Source organism: Nonomuraea sp. NPDC048882 (genome assembly GCF_040649755.1).
GTDB lineage: Bacteria > Actinomycetota > Actinomycetes > Streptosporangiales > Streptosporangiaceae > Nonomuraea > Nonomuraea maheshkhaliensis.
On record NZ_JBEZGB010000034.1, the window covers coordinates 18451 to 39950 of the forward strand.

Below are 21500 nucleotides of genomic sequence, written 5' to 3' on the forward strand. Positions count from 1 at the left end.
CACGGCCGGGTGCCGGCCCTGCCCGTCGGCCCGCTCAGGCGGGAAGCGGCGGGCGGGCGGCTCAGGCGGTGGCGGCGGGCTCAGGCGGTGGCGGTCAGGTCGAGGCTTTGCAGGCCGCGGATGATGTAGCCGGGCTTCCAAACCGGCTCCTCGCGCAGCTCCAGCGTGGCCGCCCGGTCCAGCAGCGCGCCGAACGACTCCGCCAGCTCGATCCTGGCCAGCGGCGCGCCCAGGCAGAAGTGGATGCCCGCCCCGAATGAGATGTGCGGATTGTCGGCACGGCCCACGTCGAGCCGGTCCGGGTCCTCGAACACGTCCTGGTCCCGGTTCGCCGAGCCGAACAGCAGCGCCACCTCCGAGCCGCGCGGGATCCGTACGCCGTGCACCTCGATGTCCTCCAGCACCCAGCGCTCGAACATCTGCAACGGCGTGTCCCAGCGCATCAGCTCCTCGACGGCGGTGGGCAGCAGAGACCGGTCCGCGCGCAGCCTGGCCAGCTCGCCGGGGTTCCTGAACAGCGACCACCAGCCGTTGCCCGTCACGTTCACGGTGGCCTCGTGGCCGGCGTTGAGCAGCAGGACGCAGGTGCCGACCAGCTCGTCCTCGGTCAGCTCGTCGATCTGGGTGAGCGCCGAGATCAGGTCCTCGCCCGGCGCGCGGCGGCGTTCGGCGGCCAGGGCCTTGAGGTAGCCGGCGAACTCGGACGCCGCGCGCACCGCGGTGTGCTGGGCCTCGGGGGCGGGGTTGAGCTCGTACATGCCGCAGATGTCGGCCGACCAGGGGCGCAGCAGGTGGCGGTCCTGGCCGGGGATGCCGAGCATCTCCGCGATGACGGTCACCGGGAGCGGCTCGGCCACCTCGGCGATCAGGTCACCGCCGCCCTTGTCCACGTACGCCGCCACCAGATCCCCCGCGATGGCGCGGACGCGGGGGCGCAGCGACTCGACCATGCGTGGCGTGAACGCCCTGGAGACCAGCCGGCGCAGCCTCGTGTGCACCGGCGGCTCCACGTCGAGCATGCCCGCCCTGATCACGCGCCAGAACGGCTCCTGGAACTCCGGCTCCGCCGGCCGGCCGAACTCCTCGTGGGTGGCCACGTGCAGGTAGGAGCGGCCCAGCCGGCGGTCTCTGAGCAGCGCGTTGACGTCGGCGTGCCGCGCGATGAGCCACTGGCCCGTCGGCTCGTAGTAGCTGACGGGCGCCTCGCGCCTCAACTCGTCGTACACGCGGTACGGGTACGCCACGAAATCAGGATTCCAAGGATCAAAGCCCACTATTTCATCTTAGGAGGGGGTTTCTCCTTCCTGGACGGCCTGCTGCCTCCTGGCGTGCCTGCTGCGTACCCGGATGTTGAGCAGCTCCACGACGACCGAGAACGCCATCGCGAAGTAGATGTAGCCCTTCGGGATGTGCTGGTCGAGGCCCTCGGCCACGAGCACCACCCCGATCAGCACCAGGAACGACAGCGCCAGCATCTTGATGGTCGGATGCGCGTCCACGAACCGGCTGATCGGCCCGGAGGCGAACAGCATCACCACCACGGCCACCACGACCGCAGCGATCATCACGCCCAGCTCGTCCACCATGCCGACGGCGGTGATCACGGAGTCCAGCGAGAACACCACGTCCAGCACCATGATCTGCACGATCACCGACGTGAAGGAGACGGCGGCGGCCTGCTTGCCGTCCTTGCCGGCCGGCGCCTCCATGCTGTGGTGGATCTCGGTGACGCTCTTGCCCAGCAGGAACAGCCCGCCGAGCAGCAGGATCAGGTCACGTCCCGAAATCTCCTGACCGAGCACCGTGAACAGCGGCTGCGTAAGCTGCACCACCCAGGACAGGCCGAACAGCAGGAGCAGCCGGCTGATCAGAGCCGCCGCCAGACCGAGCACGCGGGCCCTGTCGCGCTGCTCGGCGGGCAGCTTCCCGGCGAGGATGGAGATGAAAATGATGTTGTCGATCCCCAGAACGATCTCCAGGGCGACCAGGGTGAAGAAGCCGATCCAGATGTTCGGGTCGGCCACCCAGTCCAGCATCGGGTACCTCCATGACTCGGGGGTTGATGGGGGTTTCCCGGTAGCAACGAGCCGAGCCGGGCATTAGTTCGCGGGGTTGCGATTCATGCCGGGGTGTCGGTTATAGTTCCCCTCGTAGGTCATGAGTGCCAGCGACAAGCCCCGGCTAGCTGGCCGGCAACCCTCGCGTCCGCGGCGGGGTGCCCCGGGTGAAGACCTGGTCCGTCACGAGGTGTGGCGGGCAAGCGCGGGCTCCGTGGCTGCTTCCAGGGGTCCGATGGCCCTTCAGGAGGTACCCCTGTGTCCACTCTGACGATCTTCAACTCCGCCCGTACGCCCGAGGCCGCCCCCGCATCCGCGACGAGCCGGCCCATTCCCGCCGTGCTGGGAGCCGACCTGGAGGTGCCGGTCAAGGGCGGCAGACTGGTGGGGTACGCCAACCTGGACTACGCGGCCAGCGCGCCCTGTCTTGAGCCGGTCAGCGCCGCCGTCACCGCCGCGCTTCCGGCCTACTCCAGCGTCCACCGCGGCGCCGGCTACGCCTCTCAGCTCACCACCGCCCGGTACGAGCAGGCCCGCCACACGGTCAGGGCCTTCGTCGGCGCCCGCCCGGACGACTCCGTGATCTTCACCCGCAACACCACCGACGCCACGAACCTGCTGGCCGGCTGCCTGCCCGAGGGCACCACCACGGTGGTCTTCGACACCGAGCACCACGCCTCCCTGCTGCCCTGGCGGCACGCCGTGCGGCTGGCGCCGCCCGCCTTCCCCGGCGAGGCCGTGCGCGCCGCCGACGAAGCGCTGGCCGCGATCGAGGGGCCCAAGCTGCTGGTCGTCACCGCCGCCTCCAACGTCACCGGCGAGCTGTGGCCGATCGCCGCGCTGGCGCACATCGCGCATCGGCACGGGGCCAGGATCCTGGTGGACGCGGCGCAGCTCGTACCGCATCGGCGGCTCAACCTGACCGCGCTCGACCTGGACTACGTGGCCTTCTCCGGGCACAAGCTGTACGCGCCCTTCGGGGCCGGCGCGCTCGTCGGGCGGAGGGACTGGCTGGCCGAGGGTGAGCCGTACCTCAAGGGCGGGGGCGCGGTGCGCTCGGTCGGGGAGAGCGTGGAGTGGCACGACGACCCCGAGCCCAGGCACGAGGCCGGCACGCCCAACGTGCTCGGCGCCATCGCCCTGGCCGCCGCCTGCGACGCGCTGACCGCGACCGGCTGGACCGCGCTGGTGCGGGAGGAGGAGCGGCTGATCGCGCGGCTGCGCTCGGGGCTGGCCTCGATCGAGGGCGTACGGGAGCTGTCCCTGTGGGGGGACGACCACCCGCGCGTGGGCATCGTGTCGTTCACCGTGGCCGGGTACACGGCGCGCGAGGTGGCCGAGGCGCTGTCCGGCGAGTACGGCATCGGGGTGCGCGACGGGAAGTTCTGCGCGCACCCGTTCGTCCGGCACCTGCTGGGCACGTCTGAGGGCGCCCCCGACGGCGACTGCGCGGACGACACCGGCTCGGCGGTGCGAGCCTCGATCGGCATCGGGAGCACGCAGGAGCACGTGGACCGGCTGATCGAGGCCGTGCGGGACCTCGTCTCCCGCCGCTGAGCCGACCTCGGCCCGCGCGCCCGGGAACTCGGCCTGAGTCCTCGGAGCCCCGGAAGCTCGGCCTACGACCCGCGCGCGCGTGCCGGGAGGTCAGCGGTTCGGCGGCTTGTGGTGCTGCGGCGGCTCGTCGGAAACGAGCGCGTCGATCTCCCTCATGTCGTCGTCGTTGAACCTCCCGGAGCCGGTCGAGCCGGTCGAGCCGGTCGGGCCGGTCGAGCGGGTCGTGTCAGGCGAGCGGGTCGTGTCGGGCGCGGCCGGCTGCCTGGGCACCTCCGGACGGTCGGCCGACACGTCCCGCTCGGCGGGCGTCATGGGCCCGCCGGTGCGACCGCCCTGAGCCGTACCCGTGGCGGTCGTGCCCGCCGCGGTACCCGCGGCCGTGCCCGCCGCCGTGCCCGCCGCCGTGCCCGCCGTCATGCCCGCGTCGTCCCTGCTCGGGGCGTGCGCGGCCAGTTCCGCCTCGGCCACCCGCCGCTCCCCGCGCCTGCGGAAGACCGAGGCGAAGATGGCGTCCAGCCCGATGCGCCCGCCGCCCAGCGCGAGGAACAGCAGGCACAGCGCGCCGAGCGCCCCCGGCAGCTCCCAGCCGTTGTTCGCCGACAGCACGCCGTGGCTCCCGTGCACGAACACGATCGCGCCGATCATGTTGATCAGCAGCAGCAACGCCACTGGACGCACCAGCAGCCCGAGGATCAGGAAGACACCGCCGACGGTCTCGACGACGGTCGAGAACCCGGCCGCCATCACCGGCATCGGGATGCCCATCTCCCGGAAACCCTCGGAGGCGGCGCTGAGCCCGCCCTGCCACTTCTGCCAGCCGTGCGCGAGGAAGATCACGCCGGTGACGACTCGTGCGATCAGAGCTGCGACATCAAAAAGAACCTTCTTCATGGTGTTTTCTCCCCCCGTTACCGGTATTCCTCCCCATGTCCGGCTTCGGGATGCGTTTCCGTACCATCTCTTGACCATCCCCCGCGCTGGATCACGTGCGGGTACGGTGGCAGCATGGCCGTATGACGGAACGAGTGGTCGGAATCGGCGCGGGCGCGAAAGAGCTCGCCACCGAGGACATGATCCTCAACATCGGCCCGCAGCACCCGTCGACCCACGGGGTGCTCAGGCTCCGGCTGACCCTCGACGGCGAGCGCATCGCCACCGCCGAGCCGATCATCGGCTACATGCACCGGGGCGCGGAGAAGCTGTTCGAGGTGCGCGACTACCGTCAGATCATCATGCTGGCCAACCGGCACGACTGGCTGTCCGGCTTCGCGAACGAGCTGGGCGTGGTGCTCGCCGCCGAACGCCTGCTGGGCATGGAGCCGCCGGTCAGGGCCGTGTGGGCGCGCACGCTGCTGGCCGAGCTCAACCGGGTGCTCAACCACCTGATGTTCCTCGGCTCCTATCCCCTGGAGCTGGGCGCGATGACGCCGCTGTTCTACTCCTTCGACGAACGCGAACGCATCCAGGCCGTCATGGAGGAGATCTCCGGCGGGCGCATGCACTACATGTTCAACCGGGTCGGCGGGCTCAAGGAGGACCTGCCCCTCGGCTGGCTCGACCGGGTGAGCCAGGCCGTCGCCGAGACCCGCCGGCGCGTACCCGACATCGAGCACCTCATCCTGCACAACGAGATCTTCATCGCGCGCACCAGAGGCGTGGGCGTGCTCACCCGCGAGCAGATCATGCAGTACGGCGTCAGCGGCCCCATCGCCCGCGCCTCGGGCGTCGACTTCGACCTGCGCCGCGACGAGCCGTACCTGGCCTATCCCGAGCTGCCGGTGAAGGTCGTCACCCGGAGCGCGGGCGACTGCCACGACCGCTTCGAGATACTGTTCGAGCAGCTCAAGGTCTCGCTGGACCTGGCCGACGCCTGCGTCGAACGGCTGCGCTCGCTGCCGCCAGGCCCGGTCAACCAGCGGCTGCCCAAGGTGCTCAAGGTGCCGGAGGGCCACACGTACGCGTGGACGGAGAACCCGCTCGGGATCAACGGCTACTACCTGGTGTCGAAGGGCGACAAGACGCCGTGGCGGCTCAAGCTGCGCTCGGCCTCCTACAGCAACATCCAGGTGCTGCGCGAGATGCTGCCCGGGCATCTCGTGGCCGACATGGTGGCCATCCTCGGCTCCATGTTCTTCGTGGTAGGTGACATCGACAAGTGACCTCCACTCCCGTCCCCGCCCCCAGCCCCTCCCCTTCAGCAGAGCGCGACAAGTACGTCGACTGGCTGCGCGCGCTGAGCCTGGTCGTCGTGGTCCTGTGGCACTGGGCCTTCACCATCCTGGAGTGGAAGCCGCACGGCCCCGAGCCCACCAGCCCGCTGGGCTTCACCTCCGGCCTGTGGATCCTCACCTGGCTGCTGCAGGTGCTGCCGCTGTTCTTCTACGTCGGCGGCCACGTGCACCTGCTGTCCTGGCGCCGGGCCAGGGCGCGCGGGGTCGGCATCGGCTCGTTCGTGGCGCGGCGGATCAAGGCGCTGGCCTTACCCGCGCTGGTCCTGTCCGGGGTGTGGATCGCCATCGGGGCGGCGGTGACGTACACGTTCCAGGTGGACTGGATGTGGCGGGTCGTGCTGCTGGTGCTCAGCCCGCTGTGGTTCCTCGGCGTCTACCTCGTGCTGATCGCGCTGCTGCCGCTCGCGCTCTGGCTGCACAAGCGCTACGACGTGCTCACCCTCATCTGGCTCGGCGGCGCGGCGCTGGTGGTGGACGTGCTGCGCTTCCGGTACGAGGTGGAGGGCGTCGCCTGGCTCAACATGATCATCATCTGGGGGCTGGCCCACCAGGCCGGGTTCTTCTACGACCGCGTCGTCGAGCTGCCCAGACGCTATGACGTGGCGCTGCTGTGGACGGGGCTGTTCGCCCTGTTCGGGCTCGTCTACTCCGGCATCTATCCGGGCTCGATGGTCGGGGTGCCCGGCGACAAGTGGTCCAACATGGCGCCGCCCACGTTCGTCATCGTCGCGCTGCTGCTCTTCCAGATCGGGCTGGTCGAGGTGCTGCGCCCGGCCATGGAACGGGTGCTGGAACGGCCGGGCTGGCGGCGGCTCAACGAGTTCATCAACCGTTACGCGCTGCCGCTGTTCCTCTTCCACACCACCGGGATGGCCATCTCCCTGGGCCTGTCGTGGTGGCTGTTCGGCTCGCTGGGCGACCGGATCCCGCCGGACACGGTGTGGTGGCTGGAACGCCCGATCGCCGTCATCGGGCCGCTCATCTGCACGGCCCCGGTCATCTATCTCTTCGGCCGCCGTCGTGCCCCCCATCTGGCCCCCCGTCGGCCGCCCGGCGGGCCCGCGTCGGGCAAACGCGGGACAAGGGCGTCGGCGGGTCCATAAGCTCGGGACATGGCTGAGATCGCCTTCCGGGCCAACGCCGAAGACGAGCGGATCATCCGCACCGCCCTTCGCGAAGACGAACGGCCGAGTGACGTCCTGCGCCGCGCGCTGCGCCTGCTCCAGCGCGAGATGTGGCACGACCGCCTGGCCGCGGCGGCCCGCAAGGCCGTGGAGGGCCTGGGCGAGCACAACTAGAGCCCTAGTCGCGTCCGTTCTGCCGGTACTGGCCTTGTTCTTCCGGATCCTTGGGGATGCGGCAGGCGTGCTCCAGGTAGAGCGCGGCGCAGACCAGCACGACGCACGACACGAACGACCCGGCCGAGACGAAGAACTCGCCGCGCGGCGTCTCCCGGTCGAGCAGTTGCACGGTGTGCAGGGCGAATCCGGCGAAGATCCCGCCGAAGGCCGCCCCCGCGTACGCCGACGCCTTCGCCAGCGCCGCCAGCCGGGCCACGGCCAGCGGCTCGACCGGCTTGGTTCCGGGCTTCCTGGCGATCCTGGCCTTGGTCGCCCAGCCGCTGTAGCCCTCGCCGACGGCCAGCAGCAGGACCGTGGGGATCGCGGTCCAGGGCATGAGAGGCAGCTCGGAGTAGATCGGCCGGATCACCGCCCAGGTCAGCAGGGCGAGGACGGCGAAGATGCCGGCCAGGAGGCCGGGATGGGTGGGCTTCAATCGGGCCTCTGCAGCTTGAGGTCGTCGCGCAGGCGCACGCCCTGCTCCTCGACCGCCTCCAGCAACTCCGCCACCCGCCCGTGGCCCGGGACCACACCCTCGGGGTCGGCCTTCGACCAGGGCACGAGCACGAACGCACGCTCGTGGGCCCGTGGATGCGGCAGCGTCAGGTCGGGGTCGTCGCTGACCTGGTCGCCCACGACGATCAGGTCGATGTCGAGGGTGCGCGGGCCCCAGCGCTCCTCGCGTACGCGGCCGAAGGCGTTCTCCACGCCCTGAGCCCGCTCCAGCAGGGTGCGCGGCGCGAGCGTCGTCTCGGCCACCACGATCGCGTTGAGGAAGGGCCGCTGCCCCTCCGGCCCTCCTACGGGGTCGGTCTCGTAGACGGGGGACGCCTTGACGAACTCCAGCCCCGGAGCGTCGAACAGCGTGTCCACGGCACCCTGCAACGTCTGGAACCGGTGCCCCAGGTTGCTGCCGAGAGAGAGCACGACCTTCATCCGCGGCTCCGCTCAATCGTCACGATCACGTCGTCGAACGGCAGCGGGATCGGCGCCGCCGGCTTGTGCACGCTCACCTCGACCTTACGCACCGGCTCGCCCGCCAGGCACACGTCCGCCAGGCGCTGCGCGAGCGTCTCGATCAGCTCGACCGGCTCGCCCTCCACCACCTCGACCAGCGCCTGCGCCAGCTCCCCGTAGTGGACGGTCTTGGTCAGGTCGTCGCCGGCCGCCGCCGGCGCGGTGTCGAGGAACAACGTCGCGTCCACCACGAACTCCTGCCCGAGCTCCCGCTCGGCGGCGAGCACGCCGTGTCTCCCCCTGGCCCGCAGGCCCTTGAGAGTGATGCGATCAGGGCTCAAGCTCGCCTTCCTCCTCCTCGTCGTCATCCCCCTGGAGCACCGGCGAGCCGTGGTGCATCCACAGCCGCCAGCCCTGCGGGGTGCGGAGGTAGACGTTGCTCGCCACCACCTTGCCCGCGGCGAAACTGGCCTCACCCTCCTCGCCCGCGGTCAGGATGTTCTCCACACAGGTCAGGACGGCCACATCACCCAGCACGGTCGTGTTGACGTCGGTCAGCACGAACTGGATGTAGGTCGTGTTGGCCATGATCAGGGCCCACGACCGCAGCACCTCGGAGCGGCCCGTCAGCAGGGTCCAGCCCGGATGGACGCAGCTCACCTGGTCGTCGGTGGTGTCCTCGGCCCAGATCTCCGTCATCTTGTCCAGGTCCGCGCTCTCGATCGCGGTGTAGAACTCCTGGTTGACCGTCTCGATGGCGGCGGTGTCGACGCTCATGTGTTGGCTCCGGCTCTCTTCCATGCGGCTGCCACGCGCACGGCATCGGCATTGGGACCTACTTCGTGCACGCGTACGCACCACGCGCCGGCCTGCGCGGCCAGCGCGGTCACGGCCAGCGTGGCGTCGTCGCTGCGGCTGAACGGCCGGGGCGTGCCGTCGGCGTCGGCCAGCAGCCGCCCCAGGAAACGCTTGCGCGACGCCCCGATGAGCAACGGATAACCCAGCTCCGTCAGCTCGGGGATGCCCGCGAGCAACGCCCAGTTGTGCTCGGCGTTCTTGGCGAAGCCGAGGCCAGGATCGAGCACGATCTGCTCCTCCGTGACCCCCTCCGCCAGCACCAGGTCGACTCGCTTGCTCAGTTCCTCGCGCACCTCCGTGACCACGTCGGCGTAGACGGCGCGGGTGTCCATGTCATGGCTGTGGCCGCGCCAGTGCATCACGACGTAGGTGACGCCGGTCGCGGCCACCACGCGCGGCATCTCGGGGTCGGCCAGGCCGCCGCTCACGTCGTTGACGAGCTGGGCGCCCGCCTCGACCGCGGCCTTGGCCACCTCGGCGCGCATCGTGTCGACGCTGACCGCCACGCCCTCCGAGCGCAGCGCCCTGATCACCGGGACGACCCTGGCCAGCTCCTCTTCGAGCGAGACCCTGGCCGCGCCTGGACGGGTGGACTCGCCGCCCACGTCGACGATGTCGGCGCCCTCGCGCACCAGCTCAAGGCCGTGCTGGATGGCGGCCGCCTCGTCGAACCACAGGCCGCCGTCGGAGAACGAATCGGGGGTCACATTGACCACGCCCATGACGAGGCACCGCTCCGCACCTCCCGGCACGCTGATGGGCACGCTAGTCATGGGCCAAGCCTAGGCGCTTCCCCACACTTGCTGACATCGTGGGTACCCCGTTCGTCCTCAGCGGCCCAGGATGAGCGCCATCGCCTCGGATCGGGTGCTGTCGCTGCTGCGGAAACTGCCGCGGACGGCGGAGGTGACGGTCTTCGCGCCCGGCTTGCGTACGCCGCGCATCGTCATGCACAGGTGCTCGGCCTCCACCACCACGATGACTCCGCGCGGCTCCAGCACGCGCATCAGAGCGTCGGCGATCTGGGACGTCATGCGCTCCTGCACCTGGGGGCGGCGGGCGTAGACGTCGACCAGGCGGGCCAGCTTCGACAGGCCCGTGACCTGGCCCTTCGTGTTGGGGATGTAGCCGACGTGGGCCAGGCCGTGGAACGGGACCAGGTGGTGCTCACAGGTCGAGTAGACCTCGATGTCACGCACGAGCACCATCTCGTCGTGATCGACGTCGAAGACCTTCGTGAGCACCTCCTCCGGTGTCTGGCCGAGCCCGGAGTACTGCTCGGCCATCGCGCGGGCGACCCGGGCGGGCGTCTCGATCAGGCCGTCACGATCGGGATCCTCGCCGATGGCGTAGAGGATCTCGCGAACGGCCTTCTCGATCCGCCCCAGGTCGACGTCGTGCTGAGTCACGCACTGTCCCCTGACGGCAGTGCGCCCTGATGCCCCGTGGTGAGCGAGCCGTTGGCCGACTGCTCCTTCGGCGTCAGGATCGGCGGGCGGTCGGAGGGGAGCCGCTTGCCGTAGCCCGCGTAGGACGGGCGGTGCTCCTTGACGACCACCGGCGCGAAGATCTCCAGCACCTGCTGGCGGGAGAGGGTCTCCTTCTCCATGAGCTCCAGCACCAGGTTGTCGAGCACGTCGCGGTATTGCACCAGGATGTCCCAGGCCTGGTCGTGCGCCGTCTCGATCATCCGGCGGACCTCCTCGTCGATCGTGGAGGCGATCTTCTCGGAGTAGTCGCGCTCGTGGCCCATCTCGCGGCCCAGGAAGACCTCCGCCTGGCCGCTGCCGAACTTGCGGGCGCCGAGCTGCTCGCTCATGCCGTATTCGACCACCATGCGGCGGGCGACGGCGGTGGCCTTCTCGATGTCGTTGGAGGCGCCGGTGGTGGGCTCGTGGAAGACGAGCTCCTCCGCCGCGCGGCCGCCGAGCAGCATCGCGAGCTGGTCCATCATCTCGGACCTGGTGGCCAGGAACTTGTCCTCCATCGGCAGCGTCATCGTGTAACCGAGGGCGCGGCCGCGGGACAGGATCGTGATCTTGTGGACCGGGTCGGAGTTGGGCAGCGCGTGCGCCACCAGTGCGTGACCGCCCTCGTGGTAGGCGATCATCTTCTTCTCCTTGTCGGACATGACCCGCGTCTTGCGCTCGGGCCCTGCCATGACACGGTCGATCGACTCCTCAAGGGTGTCCATCGTGATCAGCTTCTGGTCGGCCCGCGCGGTGAGCAGGGCGGCCTCGTTGATCACGTTGGCCAGGTCGGCGCCGGTGAACCCGGGGGTGCGGCGCGCGATGACGTCGAGGTCGACGTCGGGGGCGAACGGCTTGCCGCGGCCGTGGACCCGCAGGACGCCCTTGCGGCCTTCGAGGTCTGGACGGTCGACGGTGACCTGCCGGTCGAAGCGGCCAGGACGCAGCAGCGCCGGGTCGAGGATGTCGGGCCGGTTGGTCGCGGCGATGAGGATCACGCCGCCCTTGACGTCGAAGCCGTCCATCTCGACCAGCAGCTGGTTGAGCGTCTGCTCGCGCTCGTCGTGACCGCCGCCCAGGCCGGCGCCGCGGTGGCGGCCGACGGCGTCGATCTCGTCGATGAAGATGATCGCCGGGGCGTTGGCCTTGGCCTGCTCGAACAGGTCGCGCACACGCGAGGCGCCGACGCCGACGAACATCTCGACGAAGTCGGAACCGGAGATCGAGTAGAACGGCACCCCGGCCTCACCGGCGACGGCGCGCGCCAGCAGCGTCTTGCCGGTGCCGGGCGGGCCGTACAGCAGCACGCCCTTGGGGATCTTGGCGCCGATCGCCTGGAACTTGGCCGGAGCCTGCAGGAACTCCTTGATCTCCTGGAGCTCCTCGATGGCCTCGTCCGCGCCGGCGACGTCGGCGAAGGTGGTCTTGGGGGTGTCCTTCGTGATGAGCTTGGCCTTCGACTTGCCGAAGTTCATCACCCGCGAGCCGCCGCCCTGCATCTGGTTCATGATGAACAGGAAGATCAGCACGATGATGACGATCGGCAGGAAGCTCACCAGCAGGCTGAGCAGGATGTTCTCCTGCGGCACCTCGGTCGTGAAGCTCTTCGTCTTGCCCGCGACGACCTGAGCCTGCAGCTCGTCGGTCAGCTTGGCGCCGTAACCGGTGACCCAGTCGGACTGGATCAGTTTCGTCGGCGCGTCACCCGGTTTGACCGGAACGGGGTTGGTCAGCGTCACCTCGATCCGGTTGTCCTTGTCAACGATCTTGGCGTTGCTGACGTTTCCGGCGCGAATCTGCTGAAGAACCAAGGACGTGTCGGCCGTCTTGTAATTTCCGCCGCCACTCCAGAGCTGGGTGACGAGCAGGAGCAGCACGACGATGCCCAGGATCCACAGCAGTGGCCCACGTGTAAATCGCTTGAGATCCATCCGATGCGGAACCCCTTGCGGGCCCGTCCCTTCCTGACCATGGCCTGGAACCCCGGGCTGGCCCGGGGCCGCGGCATCCGACACCGCGACTTCTGACTACCCGAAGGGGACGCGAGGTCACCCTCCCGGAGTCTGAAGGTACACCGGCACAGCGCACGGAGGGACCCGCCCGCTACACCGGTCTTGCCCTATCAACGTACGTCACGTTGCGCGATGTTCCCGGCCATCGCGGAGAGTCCTACTTATATACGTGCGGCGCCAGAGTGCCGATGAACGGCAGGTTCCGGTATCGCTCCGCGTAGTCGAGCCCATAACCGATCACGAACTCGTTGGGAATGTCGAAGCCGACGTATTTCACCTCGATGGGCACCTTCACCGCGTCGGGTTTCCGCAGCGCGGCGCAGATCTCCAGCGAGGCCGGATTACGCGACTTCAGGTTTTCCAGCAGCCAGTGGAGGGTCAGGCCGGAGTCGATGATGTCCTCGACGATGAGCACATGGCGGTTGAGAATGTCGGTGTCGAGGTCTTTCAGCACGCGGACGACGCCGGACGACCTGGTGCCCGCGCCGTACGAGGACACCGCCATCCAGTCCATCTGCACCGGCACGTGCAACGCTCTGGCCAGGTCGGCCATCACCATGACCGCGCCCTTCAACACACCCACGAGCAGGACGTCCTGGCCCGCGTAGTCCTCGTCGATCCGGCCGGCGAGCTCTTTGATCTTGGCCTGGAGCTCGTCCTCGGGAATGAGGACCTTTTCCAGGTCATTGCCCATGTCGGCTGCGTCCACGTGTGGTTCCTTACGCGATGGGACTGATGGCGAATATCAGGGTGCCATATCGCCGGACGGCGGACAGACCCCCGGGCAGGTCCACCGCTTTCTGCCCGCGCCAGTTCGTGACCAGCCGGTCCACGGCCATGACGTGGGTGGCCGACAAGGCGCCGGACGGGGCGCCGGCGGCGAGCGCGGCCCGCCTCAGCACCCTCCGCCTGACGGCGTCGGGCAGCTTTTCCACCTCGGCCACGGTCACCTTTATCGACCCGCCGATATCGCTAAGAGCGCAATTCTGGTACGCCGAATCGGCCCATTCATCGAGCGCGTCCGCGTCCTGTCTCGCCAGCCCCGCCGTCCTCGCCAGCGCCTCGGCCACCCCCGGGCCCAGCTCCGCCTCCAGCACCGGCAGCACCGTACGGCGGACGCGGACGCGGGTGTAGCGGTGGTCCTCGTTGTGCGGGTCGTCCCAAGGGGCGAGGCCCAAAGCTTGGCAGGCGGCCACGGTGGTGGCTCTGGGCAGGTCGAGCAGGGGTCGCCGGTAACGGCCTGACCTGGCTGCCATGCCCGACAACGACCGCGGGCCGCTGCCCCTGGCCAGACCCAGCAGCACCGTCTCCGCCTGGTCGTCCCTGGTGTGGCCGAGCAGGACCGCCTCCGCCTTCAGCCGATCGGCCGCCTCGGCCAGCGCCGCGTACCTGGCCTCCCGCGCCGCCGCCTCGGGTCCGCCTTGGGCGCCCACGGTGACGGTGAGCGCTTCGGCCGGCTCCAGCCCCATGCCCTGGGCCACCTTCACCACCGCCTCCGCCCGCTGCGCCGACCCCTCCTGCAGCTGGTGATCCACGGTGACCAGCCCCGCACGCAGGCGCGCACGGGGTGCGACGAAGGAGAGCGCGGCGGCCAACGCCAGCGAATCGGCCCCGCCACTGCACGCGACCAGCACGAGCGCGCCCTCCGGCACATCGGCCAGCGCCTCACGCACTGCCCTGCGAACGTCGGCAACAGCCGGATGCGGCCCCACACCCCCATTCTCCCGCGCCCCCATCCCCGGACGCGACGCCCGACTCCTTGGGCCGCGTCGCCGTGAGGGGTGGTGAAGGGGCGTCGTAGGAAGCGCGGGTGACACCGACACCGACGGGCCTAGCACCGTGCACCAGCGCCGAGCACCACCGCACGACCTCCCGCCGACGCGGCGCGGGGAGAGATGCGGTGAGGCGGACGTTGGGGCGCGGGTGATCGAGTGAAGAGGGCGCCGGGCAGCGGGGCGGGTGCACCTCCCGGCCGGGCACCGCACACGAGCGCCGGACACCGCCACACCACCCCCTCCACCGACGCGGCGCCGGGAGGGGTGTGGGTGATCGGGCGGGGAAGCGGGGTGGGGTGTCGGAGGCCGTGGTGATGGGTGGGGCGGGTTAGGCGGGGAGGGCTGGGGTGCCGATCACTCGGGTGATCCAGAGGGTGGGGTCGGCGATTTCCGGGGTCGTGGGGAGGGTTTGCGGGGAGGTCCAGATCTTGTTGAAGCCGTCCATCCCCACCCGGTCCACCACCGTACGGACGAAGGCCGAGCCCTCCGCGTACTGCTTCATCTTGACCTCGATCCCCAGCAAACGCCGCACCGTGCGGTCCAGGCGGGAGCCGCCCTCGCGGCGCTGGGCGAACTTGGCGCGGATGTCGGCCACCGAGGGGACCACCGACGGGCCGACCGCGTCCATGACGTAGTCTCCGTGGCCCTCGACGAGGGTCATCACGGCGGTGAGGCGGTCGAGGATCTCCTTCTGGCCGGGCGACTGGATGGCGTCGATGAGGTTGCCCTCGCCGCCGCGCACCACGTCGGCCACCGTGTCGGCGGCGTTGCGCAGCCGTTCGAGCAGGGTGGGCAGGTCGAGGTCGGAGGCGAGCAGGAACTCGGTCATCTGCCCGCGCACGTATTCGCGCAGCCACTTGACCCCGGTGAACTGCACCCGGTGGGTCTCCTCGTGCAGGCAGACCCACAGGCGGAAGTCGTGGGGGTCGACGCCCATCTCGCGCTCGGCGTGGACGATGTTGGGGGCCACGAGGGTCAGGCGGCCGGCGGCCTCCTTGCCTGTGGGGTCGGGTGGGAGGAACAGCTCGTACTGGCCGAGTACGCGCGAGGCGAGGAAGGCCAGGACGGCGCCCACCTCGACGCCCGTGATGCGGGACCCCACGGCCGTGACGATGGCGGGCGGCTGGTTGTCGCCGCTGCCCATGCGCTGGGTCAGGGGCTCAAGGACCACCCGGAAGCCCTCGACGTTGGCCTTGATCCAGCCGGGCCGGTCCACGATGGTGGCCGGCTGCGGCGCGGTCTCGGTGTGAATCTTCGTGAACTCGCGCACGTGCCCCTCGGCCTCGCGCGACAGGGTGCGGAGCTCGGTGACGGCCTGCCTGGCCTCCTCCCGGCTCACCTGAGGACCGGGGCGCACCAGGCGCGTGCCGGTCGTGACGGCCAGATCCCAGTCGATCACCTGCATACCGTCCACCGTACGTGGTTCTCCCCACAGCTGCGAAGGAGCGCGTCAGGAACGTGCCACGGTGGCGGCCAGCCGGTCGAGGACGGGCTCGGCGTTGAGGGGTACGCGGTCGGCCATGAAGGCGAACGTGACCAGCCTCCCGTCCTTCGTCGTGGCCATCCCGGCCAGCGTGTTGATGTTGTTGAGGGTGCCGGTCTTGGCGCGTACGAGACCGACCTGGCCCTTGCTGTCGCTCCTGGTGAAGCGGCGGCCGTTGCCGAGCGTGCCGGAGAAGCCGGCGATCGGCATGCCGGAGGCGACGGCGCGCAGCTCGGGGTGGGCGGCCGAGCCGGACAGGGCGAGGACCTTGGCCAGGGCGTTGGGGCTGATGCGGTTGCGGATGGACAGGCCGCTGCCGTCGGACAGCGCGACGTTCTGGCCGGCTCCGAGGCGCTGCAGGACGGCGATCACGGCGCCGGCGCCGCCGTCGAACGTCGCGGGCTTGCCCTGCTTGATGGCGACGTGGCGCAGCAGGGCCTCGGCGAGGTCGTTGTCGCTGCGGGTGAGCGTGTGCTCGACCAGGGCGTACAGGGGGGCGGAGTCGACCTTGCCGAGCTCGGCGGCCCCTGGCTGGGCCTTGGCCTGGCGTACGGACTTGGCCACGGCGATGCCCTGCTTGGCGAGCAGCCGGGCGAAGGCCGTGGCGGCGTAGCGGGGCGGGTCGGCGACGCGGGGGCTGCGGAAGCGGGGGTCCTGCCTGCCCTCGTCCATGGTGAGGGCGTAGACGGGGGCCACCTCGCCGTCGGGGATGTAGTTGCTCTTCCAGCCGGGCGCCTTCGGGGTGCCGGAGAAGAGGGAGGTGTCGTACGAAAGAGTGATCTTGCGGATGTTCTGCGCCTTGAGCGTGGCGGCGGTACGGGCGGCGAGGGTGGCCAGGCGGGCCTGCTTCGGATAGTCGTCGCCCTTGGCGGCGGGACCGGCGAGGAGGGGGTCGCCGCCGCCGACGAGGATCGCGGTGCCGGGCTTGGGACCCTGGACGACGCGGGTGGACAGGCGGGTGTCGGGGCCGAGCGCGGCCAGCGCCGCGGCGCAGGTGACGATCTTCGTAGTGGACGCGGGGGTGATGGCCAGGTCGGCGTTGGAGGCGAAGATCTGCTCGCCGGTGACCGTGTCGATCACGACCGCGCCCACCCGGCCGCCGAGCGCTTTGTCACCCAGGGCGCCGGTGAGCTGGCGCGTCAAAGTACCCTTAGTCGGGAGAGGTCCGTCTCCGGGCTTCACCGGCAGCCGGGCCAGGACTGGCCCGGAGGTGACCACGGGGACGGGGGAAGAGCCTTCCGCCGGTGACGACGCCGTCGGGCCGGTGGGTGTCGATCCGTTCGTCAGCGCGCTCAGGCTGAAGTCGGTGGTCATCGCGTAGACGCCGGTGACGATCGTCAGGGTTTGGAGCACGGCGAGGGTGGTCAGCATCACCCACTGGTCGCGCCGCGCCACGTCGCCTGCCCTCTCTCCTGTGTTCGCCTACGAGACATTAACGCCCAACCGGGGGTTCCCGGGGGCCTGAGCGGAGGAACCGCGGTGGAGTTCGACGTTGTCGTTGAGATTCCCAAGGGGCAACGGAACAAGTACGAAGTGGACCACGAGACCGGGAAGATCAGGCTTGACCGGCTCCTGTTCACCTCCACGCAGTACCCCGCCGACTACGGCTTCATCGAGCACACTCTCGGTGAGGACGGCGACCCGCTGGACGCGCTGGTGCTGCTGCAGGAGCCGACGTTCCCCGGTTGCTACATCACGTGCCGCGCGGTGGGGATGTTCCGGATGACCGACGAGAAGGGCGGTGACGACAAGGTGCTCTGCGTGCCGTCCACCGACCCCCGTATGCATCACATCCAGGACATCCATCACGTGTCGGAGTTCGACCGGCTGGAGATCCAGCACTTCTTCGAGGTCTACAAGGACCTGGAGCCCGGCAAGTCGGTCGAGGGCGCCAACTGGGTCGGCCGCATCGAGGCCGAGGCCGAGATCGAGCGCTCGTTCCGGCGCGCCAAGGAGGAGGGCCACCACTGACGCCTCACGCGGCGGCGGGCCTGGTGGCGCCCACCAGGTCTCCGCGCCAGATCGAGGCGACCCGCACCACGTCGCCGGTCTGCGGCGCGTGCACCATCTGGCCGCGCCCGACGTAGATGCCGACGTGGTGGATGGTCGAGGGGTCGGCGGTGACGTGGGCGAAGAAGAGCAGGTCGCCGCGGCGCAGCTGGTCGAGCGGCACGTGGGGGCCCGAGGTCCACTGCGTGCCCGTCCAGTGGTCGAGGCGCACGCCGACCTTCTCCCACGCCCGCATCGTCAAGCCTGAGCAGTCGTACGTCTCCGGTCCCGCGGCCGCCCACACGTAAGGCTTGCCGAGCTGGGTGAGCGCCCAGTTCGCGGCCACGTCGCCCATGGCCGAGCCGCCGGCGACGAGCCCGGCCAGCGCCGCCGTACGCCGCCTGGCCAGCAGGTCGGCGCGGGTACGGGCCGCGTCGACCTTGCGCTGCAGGGTCTGCTTGCGCGCCGCGAGTTCCCTGGTCTCGCGGCGCTGCCCGGCCACCGCCCGCTCGGCGGCGAGCTTGGCCAGCCGGGCGCGTTCCGAGGCGGCCTGCTGGGCCGCGTACGCGCTGTCGGCGTGGATGCGCAGGATCGCGGCCACCTCCTGGGCGTCGCGCATCCGGCCGAGGACCGCGGCCCGCTCGCCGCTCAGGTGCCCGAGCACGCTGGCGCGGTGCAGGAACCCGTCGGTGCCGCCCTGGTCGATCAGCATGCCGACGACCGGCCCGAGCGAGCCGAGCCCGCCGCTGCTCTCGGTGGCCAGCAGCGCCGCGGCCTGCCTGGCCCGCTCGACCTCGCCGTTGGCCGCCGCCAGCCGGGCTCTGGCCTGCTGGTACGCCTGCTCGGCCTGCCGTAGCCGGACCATCTCCCCGTTGTACGCCTCCACCAGCAGCTCGACCTCGGCCGCCAGCCGCTCCAGCCGCGAGTGCGCGGTGGCCAGCTTGGCGGTCGTCCGGCTGAGCTGCTTGGACCTCTCGCGCGCGGTCTGGCGGGCCTGCTTGACGTCGTGCGCGGAGGGCCCCGGCTCGGCCAGGACCGGCGGGCAGGCGGCCATGAGCAGGCAGCCCGCGAGGAGCCCGGCCCGGAATGCGCGCATAGGTCCCCCTGAAAACAGATGGTTACTCTATGCACACAGTTCCCGGCACTTCACTCACGTAACGTCACGTGAAAGTGAACAGGCTGCCAGGTCCCTATTCACGGGCGCACCTCTCCCCTTCACGGCCGCACGTCAGGGACCAGGGCCGGCGCCGGTCGGGCGCGGAAGCCCGGAGGTCCCGGCGCCGGGCGAACGCGGGAGGCGAAGTCCCGGCGCCGGACGAGGGAGGAGGTCAGCTGCCCGTTGCCGACGGGGTCGCCGAAGGCTCCTCCGTGGGGGTCTGGGTGGCCGGCTCCGTCGGTGTGGAGGTCGGGGTGGGGGTCTCGGTCGGCGTGGGTGTGGGGGTGGGCGTCGGGGGCGGAGTGGGGGTACGGGTGCCGGGCCTGGGCGGGTGCGGCCTGCCGGGCGGCCCGCCGGGCGGTGAGCCGATCGTCGGCCGGCCCGGCGGCGGTTCGTGCGCGGGCGTGCCGGACGGGAGCCCGTCCGGCCCGGGACCGGGGTCCGGAGCGGCGCCGTCGTTTCCACCGGGGTCCTTGCCCGGCGGCGACCCCGGTGGGGACCCCGGCGACGACGTGGCAGGTACGCCGGTGGGCGAGGAGGGGATCTGGGACGGCACGGCCGGAGCCGGCGCCCCGCTCGGAGTCCCGGTCACGCCCAGGGGCTGCGTGGTGGTGCTGTCGAGGATGGGCTCCACGCTCAGCGGCGAGTCGTGGGGATCGCCCTGCCAGGGCAGCCGGATGCCCGGAGGCTCACCCGTCGGCGGGAACGCGGCCGTCGCCACGCCTGTCACCCCGCCGTTCTCCCTTCCGATCCGATCGAAGATCACCGCTATCGCCACCACGGTCGCGATCGCCGCCAGCGTGCCCGCCACCGCCTGAGGCCATCGCCGGCCCTGTCGCCGCGGGGAAACGGGAAACCCGGCGGCGTCCAGCGCGCTGGTACGCCTGGCGACGTAGCGGCGGTAGGGCAGGAGCTCGGGGTCGGCGAAGCAGCTCATCACCCTGACGCGCAAGGTGCCGGGCAGCGCGGGCGCGGGCAGCAGCGCGTACACCTTGGCCGGGGACACCTGGCGGGTGCGGTGCGGCGCGCAGGTCTCGCACCGCGGCAGGTGCCTGATCAGGTACTCGCGCATGTCCCTGGTCAGCTCGCCGCCGAACCCGGCCAGGATGCGGGCGCGCCGCGGGCAGTCGTACGGGCCCTTCCTGGCCAGGACCTCGACGGTGATCGCGTCGCCCAGGCGTTCGCGGGCCGCTTCCAGCAGCAGCTCCACCTGGCGCGGCGGTGTGGCGAGCACCTGGGCCAGCTCGTCCGCGGGCAGTTCGTGCCCGTGGACGAGCTCCAGGAGCTCCCTGTCGGCCACGGGCAGGCTGTGGACCGCGTTCCAGGCCATGACGCGCAGGTCGGCGTCGGCGGGGTCGTCGGGCTCCGGCGCCTCGGCCAGCGCCTCGGCGGCGCCGGGTGGCGCGGCGGTTCTGCGCCGCAGGCATTCGGCGCGCGCCAGCGCGAACAGCCAGGCGCGCAGCCGTTCGGGCGTGGTCAGCGCGCCGGCGTGCGCCTCGGCGGCGATCAGCGTGTCGCGGAGCGCCACCTGCGCGCTGTCGGCGCTCAGGAGGAGGGACCAGCAATAGCGGTAGACGCTCTCCGCGTACGCGTCGTAGAGCGCGCTGAGCGCTGCGGGATCACGGGCGCGGAGTGCTTCGACCAGAACGCGGTCAGTCATGTGACCGAAGGTAATGGATCGGTAACTAGCAGTTCTACCGGTTCCACGCCGAAGGCATCACTTGTCAGGCGAAGAACCGGAAAATTATCCCGACATTCCGGATAGGCGCGGCTTATTTATTGCTTGTGCTCGGACACCACCTGCGTGCTCCGGTCCACCGTGAACGGCTCGCTGGTGGGTTTGACCGTGTGCACGGGAACGGCTCCCGACAGGGCCAGATCCTCGTAGGGACGGCCGGTGGAGCCCCAGGTCCTGGCCGCGATCTCGGTCTTGGCGACCTGGGAGCCCCTCGGCAGGCCGCCCACCGTGAGGATGAAACGCGGCGGGCTGCCCGCTTTCACGTCGTCCACATAGGTGCTGCCACCGCCGATGAGCTTTCCCGTTTTGTCGCGCAACATCGCGTTCACGACCAGACTGCTCGCCGAAACTTGATAAGGGTTGCCGACATATCCAGTAATAAGGTACGTGCCATCTTTCTGGCGCATTGTCTGGACACGCGAGATCGGGAACCGCTGGAAGGCCGAAGGAATGCGCGCGGCCGGCCGCCACCGCGCGGGACGGTACTGGATCGTCACCCTGGCCGGCTTCTGGGTGGCGACGGCCTGGCCGGTGAAGGGCAGCGTGCCGCCCGGCGGCACCGCGTCGAGCGGCTGGTCCAGTTTGAGCACCTCGCCCCCCTTGGCGTCGTGCCCGACGATCGTGGCCACCACGTGCTCGCCGAAGTGCCACGGGTTGGCGTTGCTGAGCACGCCCGCCCAGGTGACGGCATATCCGTCGGCGGACTTGACGATATGGGAGACCTGCTCCTTGAGAGCGAGCGGCTTGAGCTTCTGGACCGGCTGTTCCTCGCTCGCGCACCCGGTGAGGCAGATCGCCCCGAGTGCGAGGAGGCTGGCGGTTCGGCTACGCGGGATCACTTTGCCGTGATAACCCGAGCATGGGCACGGCTGGCGCGG

At 70.4% G+C, this 21500-nt stretch carries 22 protein-coding genes and 1 riboswitch; of the genes, 5 read left to right on the plus strand and 17 right to left on the minus strand.

Annotated features, from left to right (window positions below; all coding sequences use genetic code 11):
• Positions 1-80: 80 nt before the first annotated feature.
• The gene (locus AB0C27_RS54115; RefSeq protein ID WP_357862746.1) at positions 81-1244 is read right to left on the minus strand and encodes a cytochrome P450; all 1164 of its coding nucleotides are present in this window, start codon (positions 1242-1244) and stop codon (positions 81-83) included.
• Positions 1245-1283: 39 nt separating this feature from the next.
• Positions 1284-2036, minus strand: a complete 753-nt coding sequence (locus AB0C27_RS54120; RefSeq protein ID WP_357862747.1) for a TerC family protein — start codon at positions 2034-2036, stop codon at positions 1284-1286.
• 117 nt (positions 2037-2153) lie between these two features.
• Positions 2154-2269, plus strand: a riboswitch (SAM riboswitch).
• 46 nt (positions 2270-2315) lie between these two features.
• On the opposite strand from AB0C27_RS54120, the gene AB0C27_RS54125 reads away from it, so the two are divergent.
• On the plus strand, positions 2316-3614 hold the full coding sequence (locus AB0C27_RS54125; RefSeq protein ID WP_357862749.1) for an aminotransferase class V-fold PLP-dependent enzyme: 1299 nt from the start codon (positions 2316-2318) through the stop codon (positions 3612-3614).
• 90 nt (positions 3615-3704) lie between these two features.
• Here the strand turns inward: AB0C27_RS54125 and AB0C27_RS54130 are convergent, their stop codons facing one another.
• A complete protein-coding gene (locus AB0C27_RS54130) occupies positions 3705-4505 on the minus strand; it encodes a DoxX family protein (protein WP_357862751.1) in 801 nt (266 codons plus the stop codon).
• 122 nt (positions 4506-4627) lie between these two features.
• Here AB0C27_RS54130 and AB0C27_RS54135 point away from each other — a divergent pair, with 122 nt between their 5' ends.
• Genes AB0C27_RS54135 through AB0C27_RS54145 form a run of 3 tightly spaced genes read left to right on the plus strand, consistent with a single transcriptional unit; the run spans position 4628 to position 7143 of the window.
• Positions 4628-5773, plus strand: a complete 1146-nt coding sequence (locus AB0C27_RS54135; protein WP_357862753.1) for an NADH-quinone oxidoreductase subunit D — start codon at positions 4628-4630, stop codon at positions 5771-5773.
• A complete protein-coding gene (locus tag AB0C27_RS54140; RefSeq protein WP_357862755.1) occupies positions 5770-6948 on the plus strand; it encodes an acyltransferase in 1179 nt (392 codons plus the stop codon). Before AB0C27_RS54135 ends, AB0C27_RS54140 begins: the two co-directional genes overlap by 4 nt.
• Before the next feature lie 9 nt (positions 6949-6957).
• Complete coding sequence (locus AB0C27_RS54145) at positions 6958-7143, plus strand: hypothetical protein (protein ID WP_346100800.1); 186 nt, start codon at positions 6958-6960, stop codon at positions 7141-7143.
• Between the two features lie 4 nt (positions 7144-7147).
• Here AB0C27_RS54145 and AB0C27_RS54150 read toward each other — a convergent pair whose 3' ends face one another.
• The 11 genes from AB0C27_RS54150 to dacB all read right to left on the minus strand — a co-directional run bounded on the left by AB0C27_RS54150 (position 7148) and on the right by dacB (position 17134).
• Positions 7148-7621 carry a DUF3180 domain-containing protein gene (locus tag AB0C27_RS54150; protein WP_357862757.1) on the minus strand — a complete coding sequence of 158 codons (474 nt, stop codon included), beginning with the start codon at positions 7619-7621 and terminating at the stop codon, positions 7148-7150.
• The gene (gene folK, locus AB0C27_RS54155; RefSeq protein ID WP_357862759.1) at positions 7618-8121 is read right to left on the minus strand and encodes a 2-amino-4-hydroxy-6-hydroxymethyldihydropteridine diphosphokinase; all 504 of its coding nucleotides are present in this window, start codon (positions 8119-8121) and stop codon (positions 7618-7620) included. Before folK ends, AB0C27_RS54150 begins: the two co-directional genes overlap by 4 nt.
• Complete coding sequence (gene folB, locus AB0C27_RS54160) at positions 8118-8510, minus strand: dihydroneopterin aldolase (protein ID WP_106243479.1); 393 nt, start codon at positions 8508-8510, stop codon at positions 8118-8120. The genes folK and folB overlap by 4 nt, the downstream gene beginning before the upstream one ends.
• Positions 8473-8919 carry a nuclear transport factor 2 family protein gene (locus tag AB0C27_RS54165; protein WP_346100797.1) on the minus strand — a complete coding sequence of 149 codons (447 nt, stop codon included), beginning with the start codon at positions 8917-8919 and terminating at the stop codon, positions 8473-8475. The genes folB and AB0C27_RS54165 overlap by 38 nt, the downstream gene beginning before the upstream one ends.
• On the minus strand, positions 8916-9773 hold the full coding sequence (gene folP / locus AB0C27_RS54170; protein ID WP_346100796.1) for a dihydropteroate synthase: 858 nt from the start codon (positions 9771-9773) through the stop codon (positions 8916-8918). Before folP ends, AB0C27_RS54165 begins: the two co-directional genes overlap by 4 nt.
• Positions 9774-9830: 57 nt before the next feature.
• Positions 9831-10409, minus strand: coding sequence for a GTP cyclohydrolase I FolE (gene folE / locus AB0C27_RS54175; RefSeq protein ID WP_106243473.1), 579 nt, complete (start codon positions 10407-10409; stop codon positions 9831-9833).
• Positions 10406-12400 carry an ATP-dependent zinc metalloprotease FtsH gene (gene ftsH / locus AB0C27_RS54180; RefSeq protein WP_357862762.1) on the minus strand — a complete coding sequence of 665 codons (1995 nt, stop codon included), beginning with the start codon at positions 12398-12400 and terminating at the stop codon, positions 10406-10408. The genes folE and ftsH overlap by 4 nt, the downstream gene beginning before the upstream one ends.
• A gap of 238 nt (positions 12401-12638) precedes the next feature.
• A complete protein-coding gene (hpt, locus tag AB0C27_RS54185; protein ID WP_357862764.1) occupies positions 12639-13190 on the minus strand; it encodes a hypoxanthine phosphoribosyltransferase in 552 nt (183 codons plus the stop codon).
• A 10-nt stretch (positions 13191-13200) separates the two neighbouring features.
• A complete protein-coding gene (gene tilS / locus AB0C27_RS54190) occupies positions 13201-14217 on the minus strand; it encodes a tRNA lysidine(34) synthetase TilS (RefSeq protein ID WP_357862767.1) in 1017 nt (338 codons plus the stop codon).
• A gap of 367 nt (positions 14218-14584) precedes the next feature.
• Positions 14585-15661 (minus strand): zinc-dependent metalloprotease, encoded by a 1077-nt coding sequence (locus AB0C27_RS54195; protein WP_346100792.1) that lies wholly within the window; start codon positions 15659-15661, stop codon positions 14585-14587.
• A 45-nt stretch (positions 15662-15706) separates the two neighbouring features.
• Complete coding sequence (gene dacB / locus AB0C27_RS54200) at positions 15707-17134, minus strand: D-alanyl-D-alanine carboxypeptidase/D-alanyl-D-alanine-endopeptidase (protein ID WP_357862769.1); 1428 nt, start codon at positions 17132-17134, stop codon at positions 15707-15709.
• Positions 17135-17218: 84 nt separating this feature from the next.
• On the opposite strand from dacB, the gene AB0C27_RS54205 reads away from it, so the two are divergent.
• Complete coding sequence (locus AB0C27_RS54205) at positions 17219-17710, plus strand: inorganic diphosphatase (RefSeq protein WP_106243463.1); 492 nt, start codon at positions 17219-17221, stop codon at positions 17708-17710.
• Positions 17711-17714: 4 nt separating this feature from the next.
• On the opposite strand, the gene AB0C27_RS54210 is transcribed toward AB0C27_RS54205, so the two are convergent.
• The 3 genes from AB0C27_RS54210 to AB0C27_RS54220 form a co-directional block, all read right to left on the minus strand.
• Complete coding sequence (locus tag AB0C27_RS54210; RefSeq protein WP_357862771.1) at positions 17715-18824, minus strand: C40 family peptidase; 1110 nt, start codon at positions 18822-18824, stop codon at positions 17715-17717.
• 232 nt (positions 18825-19056) lie between these two features.
• Positions 19057-20544, minus strand: a complete 1488-nt coding sequence (locus AB0C27_RS54215; RefSeq protein WP_357862773.1) for a sigma-70 family RNA polymerase sigma factor — start codon at positions 20542-20544, stop codon at positions 19057-19059.
• A gap of 116 nt (positions 20545-20660) precedes the next feature.
• Positions 20661-21461, minus strand: coding sequence for a hypothetical protein (locus AB0C27_RS54220; protein ID WP_357862775.1), 801 nt, complete (start codon positions 21459-21461; stop codon positions 20661-20663).
• Between the last annotated feature and the right edge of the window lie 39 nt (positions 21462-21500).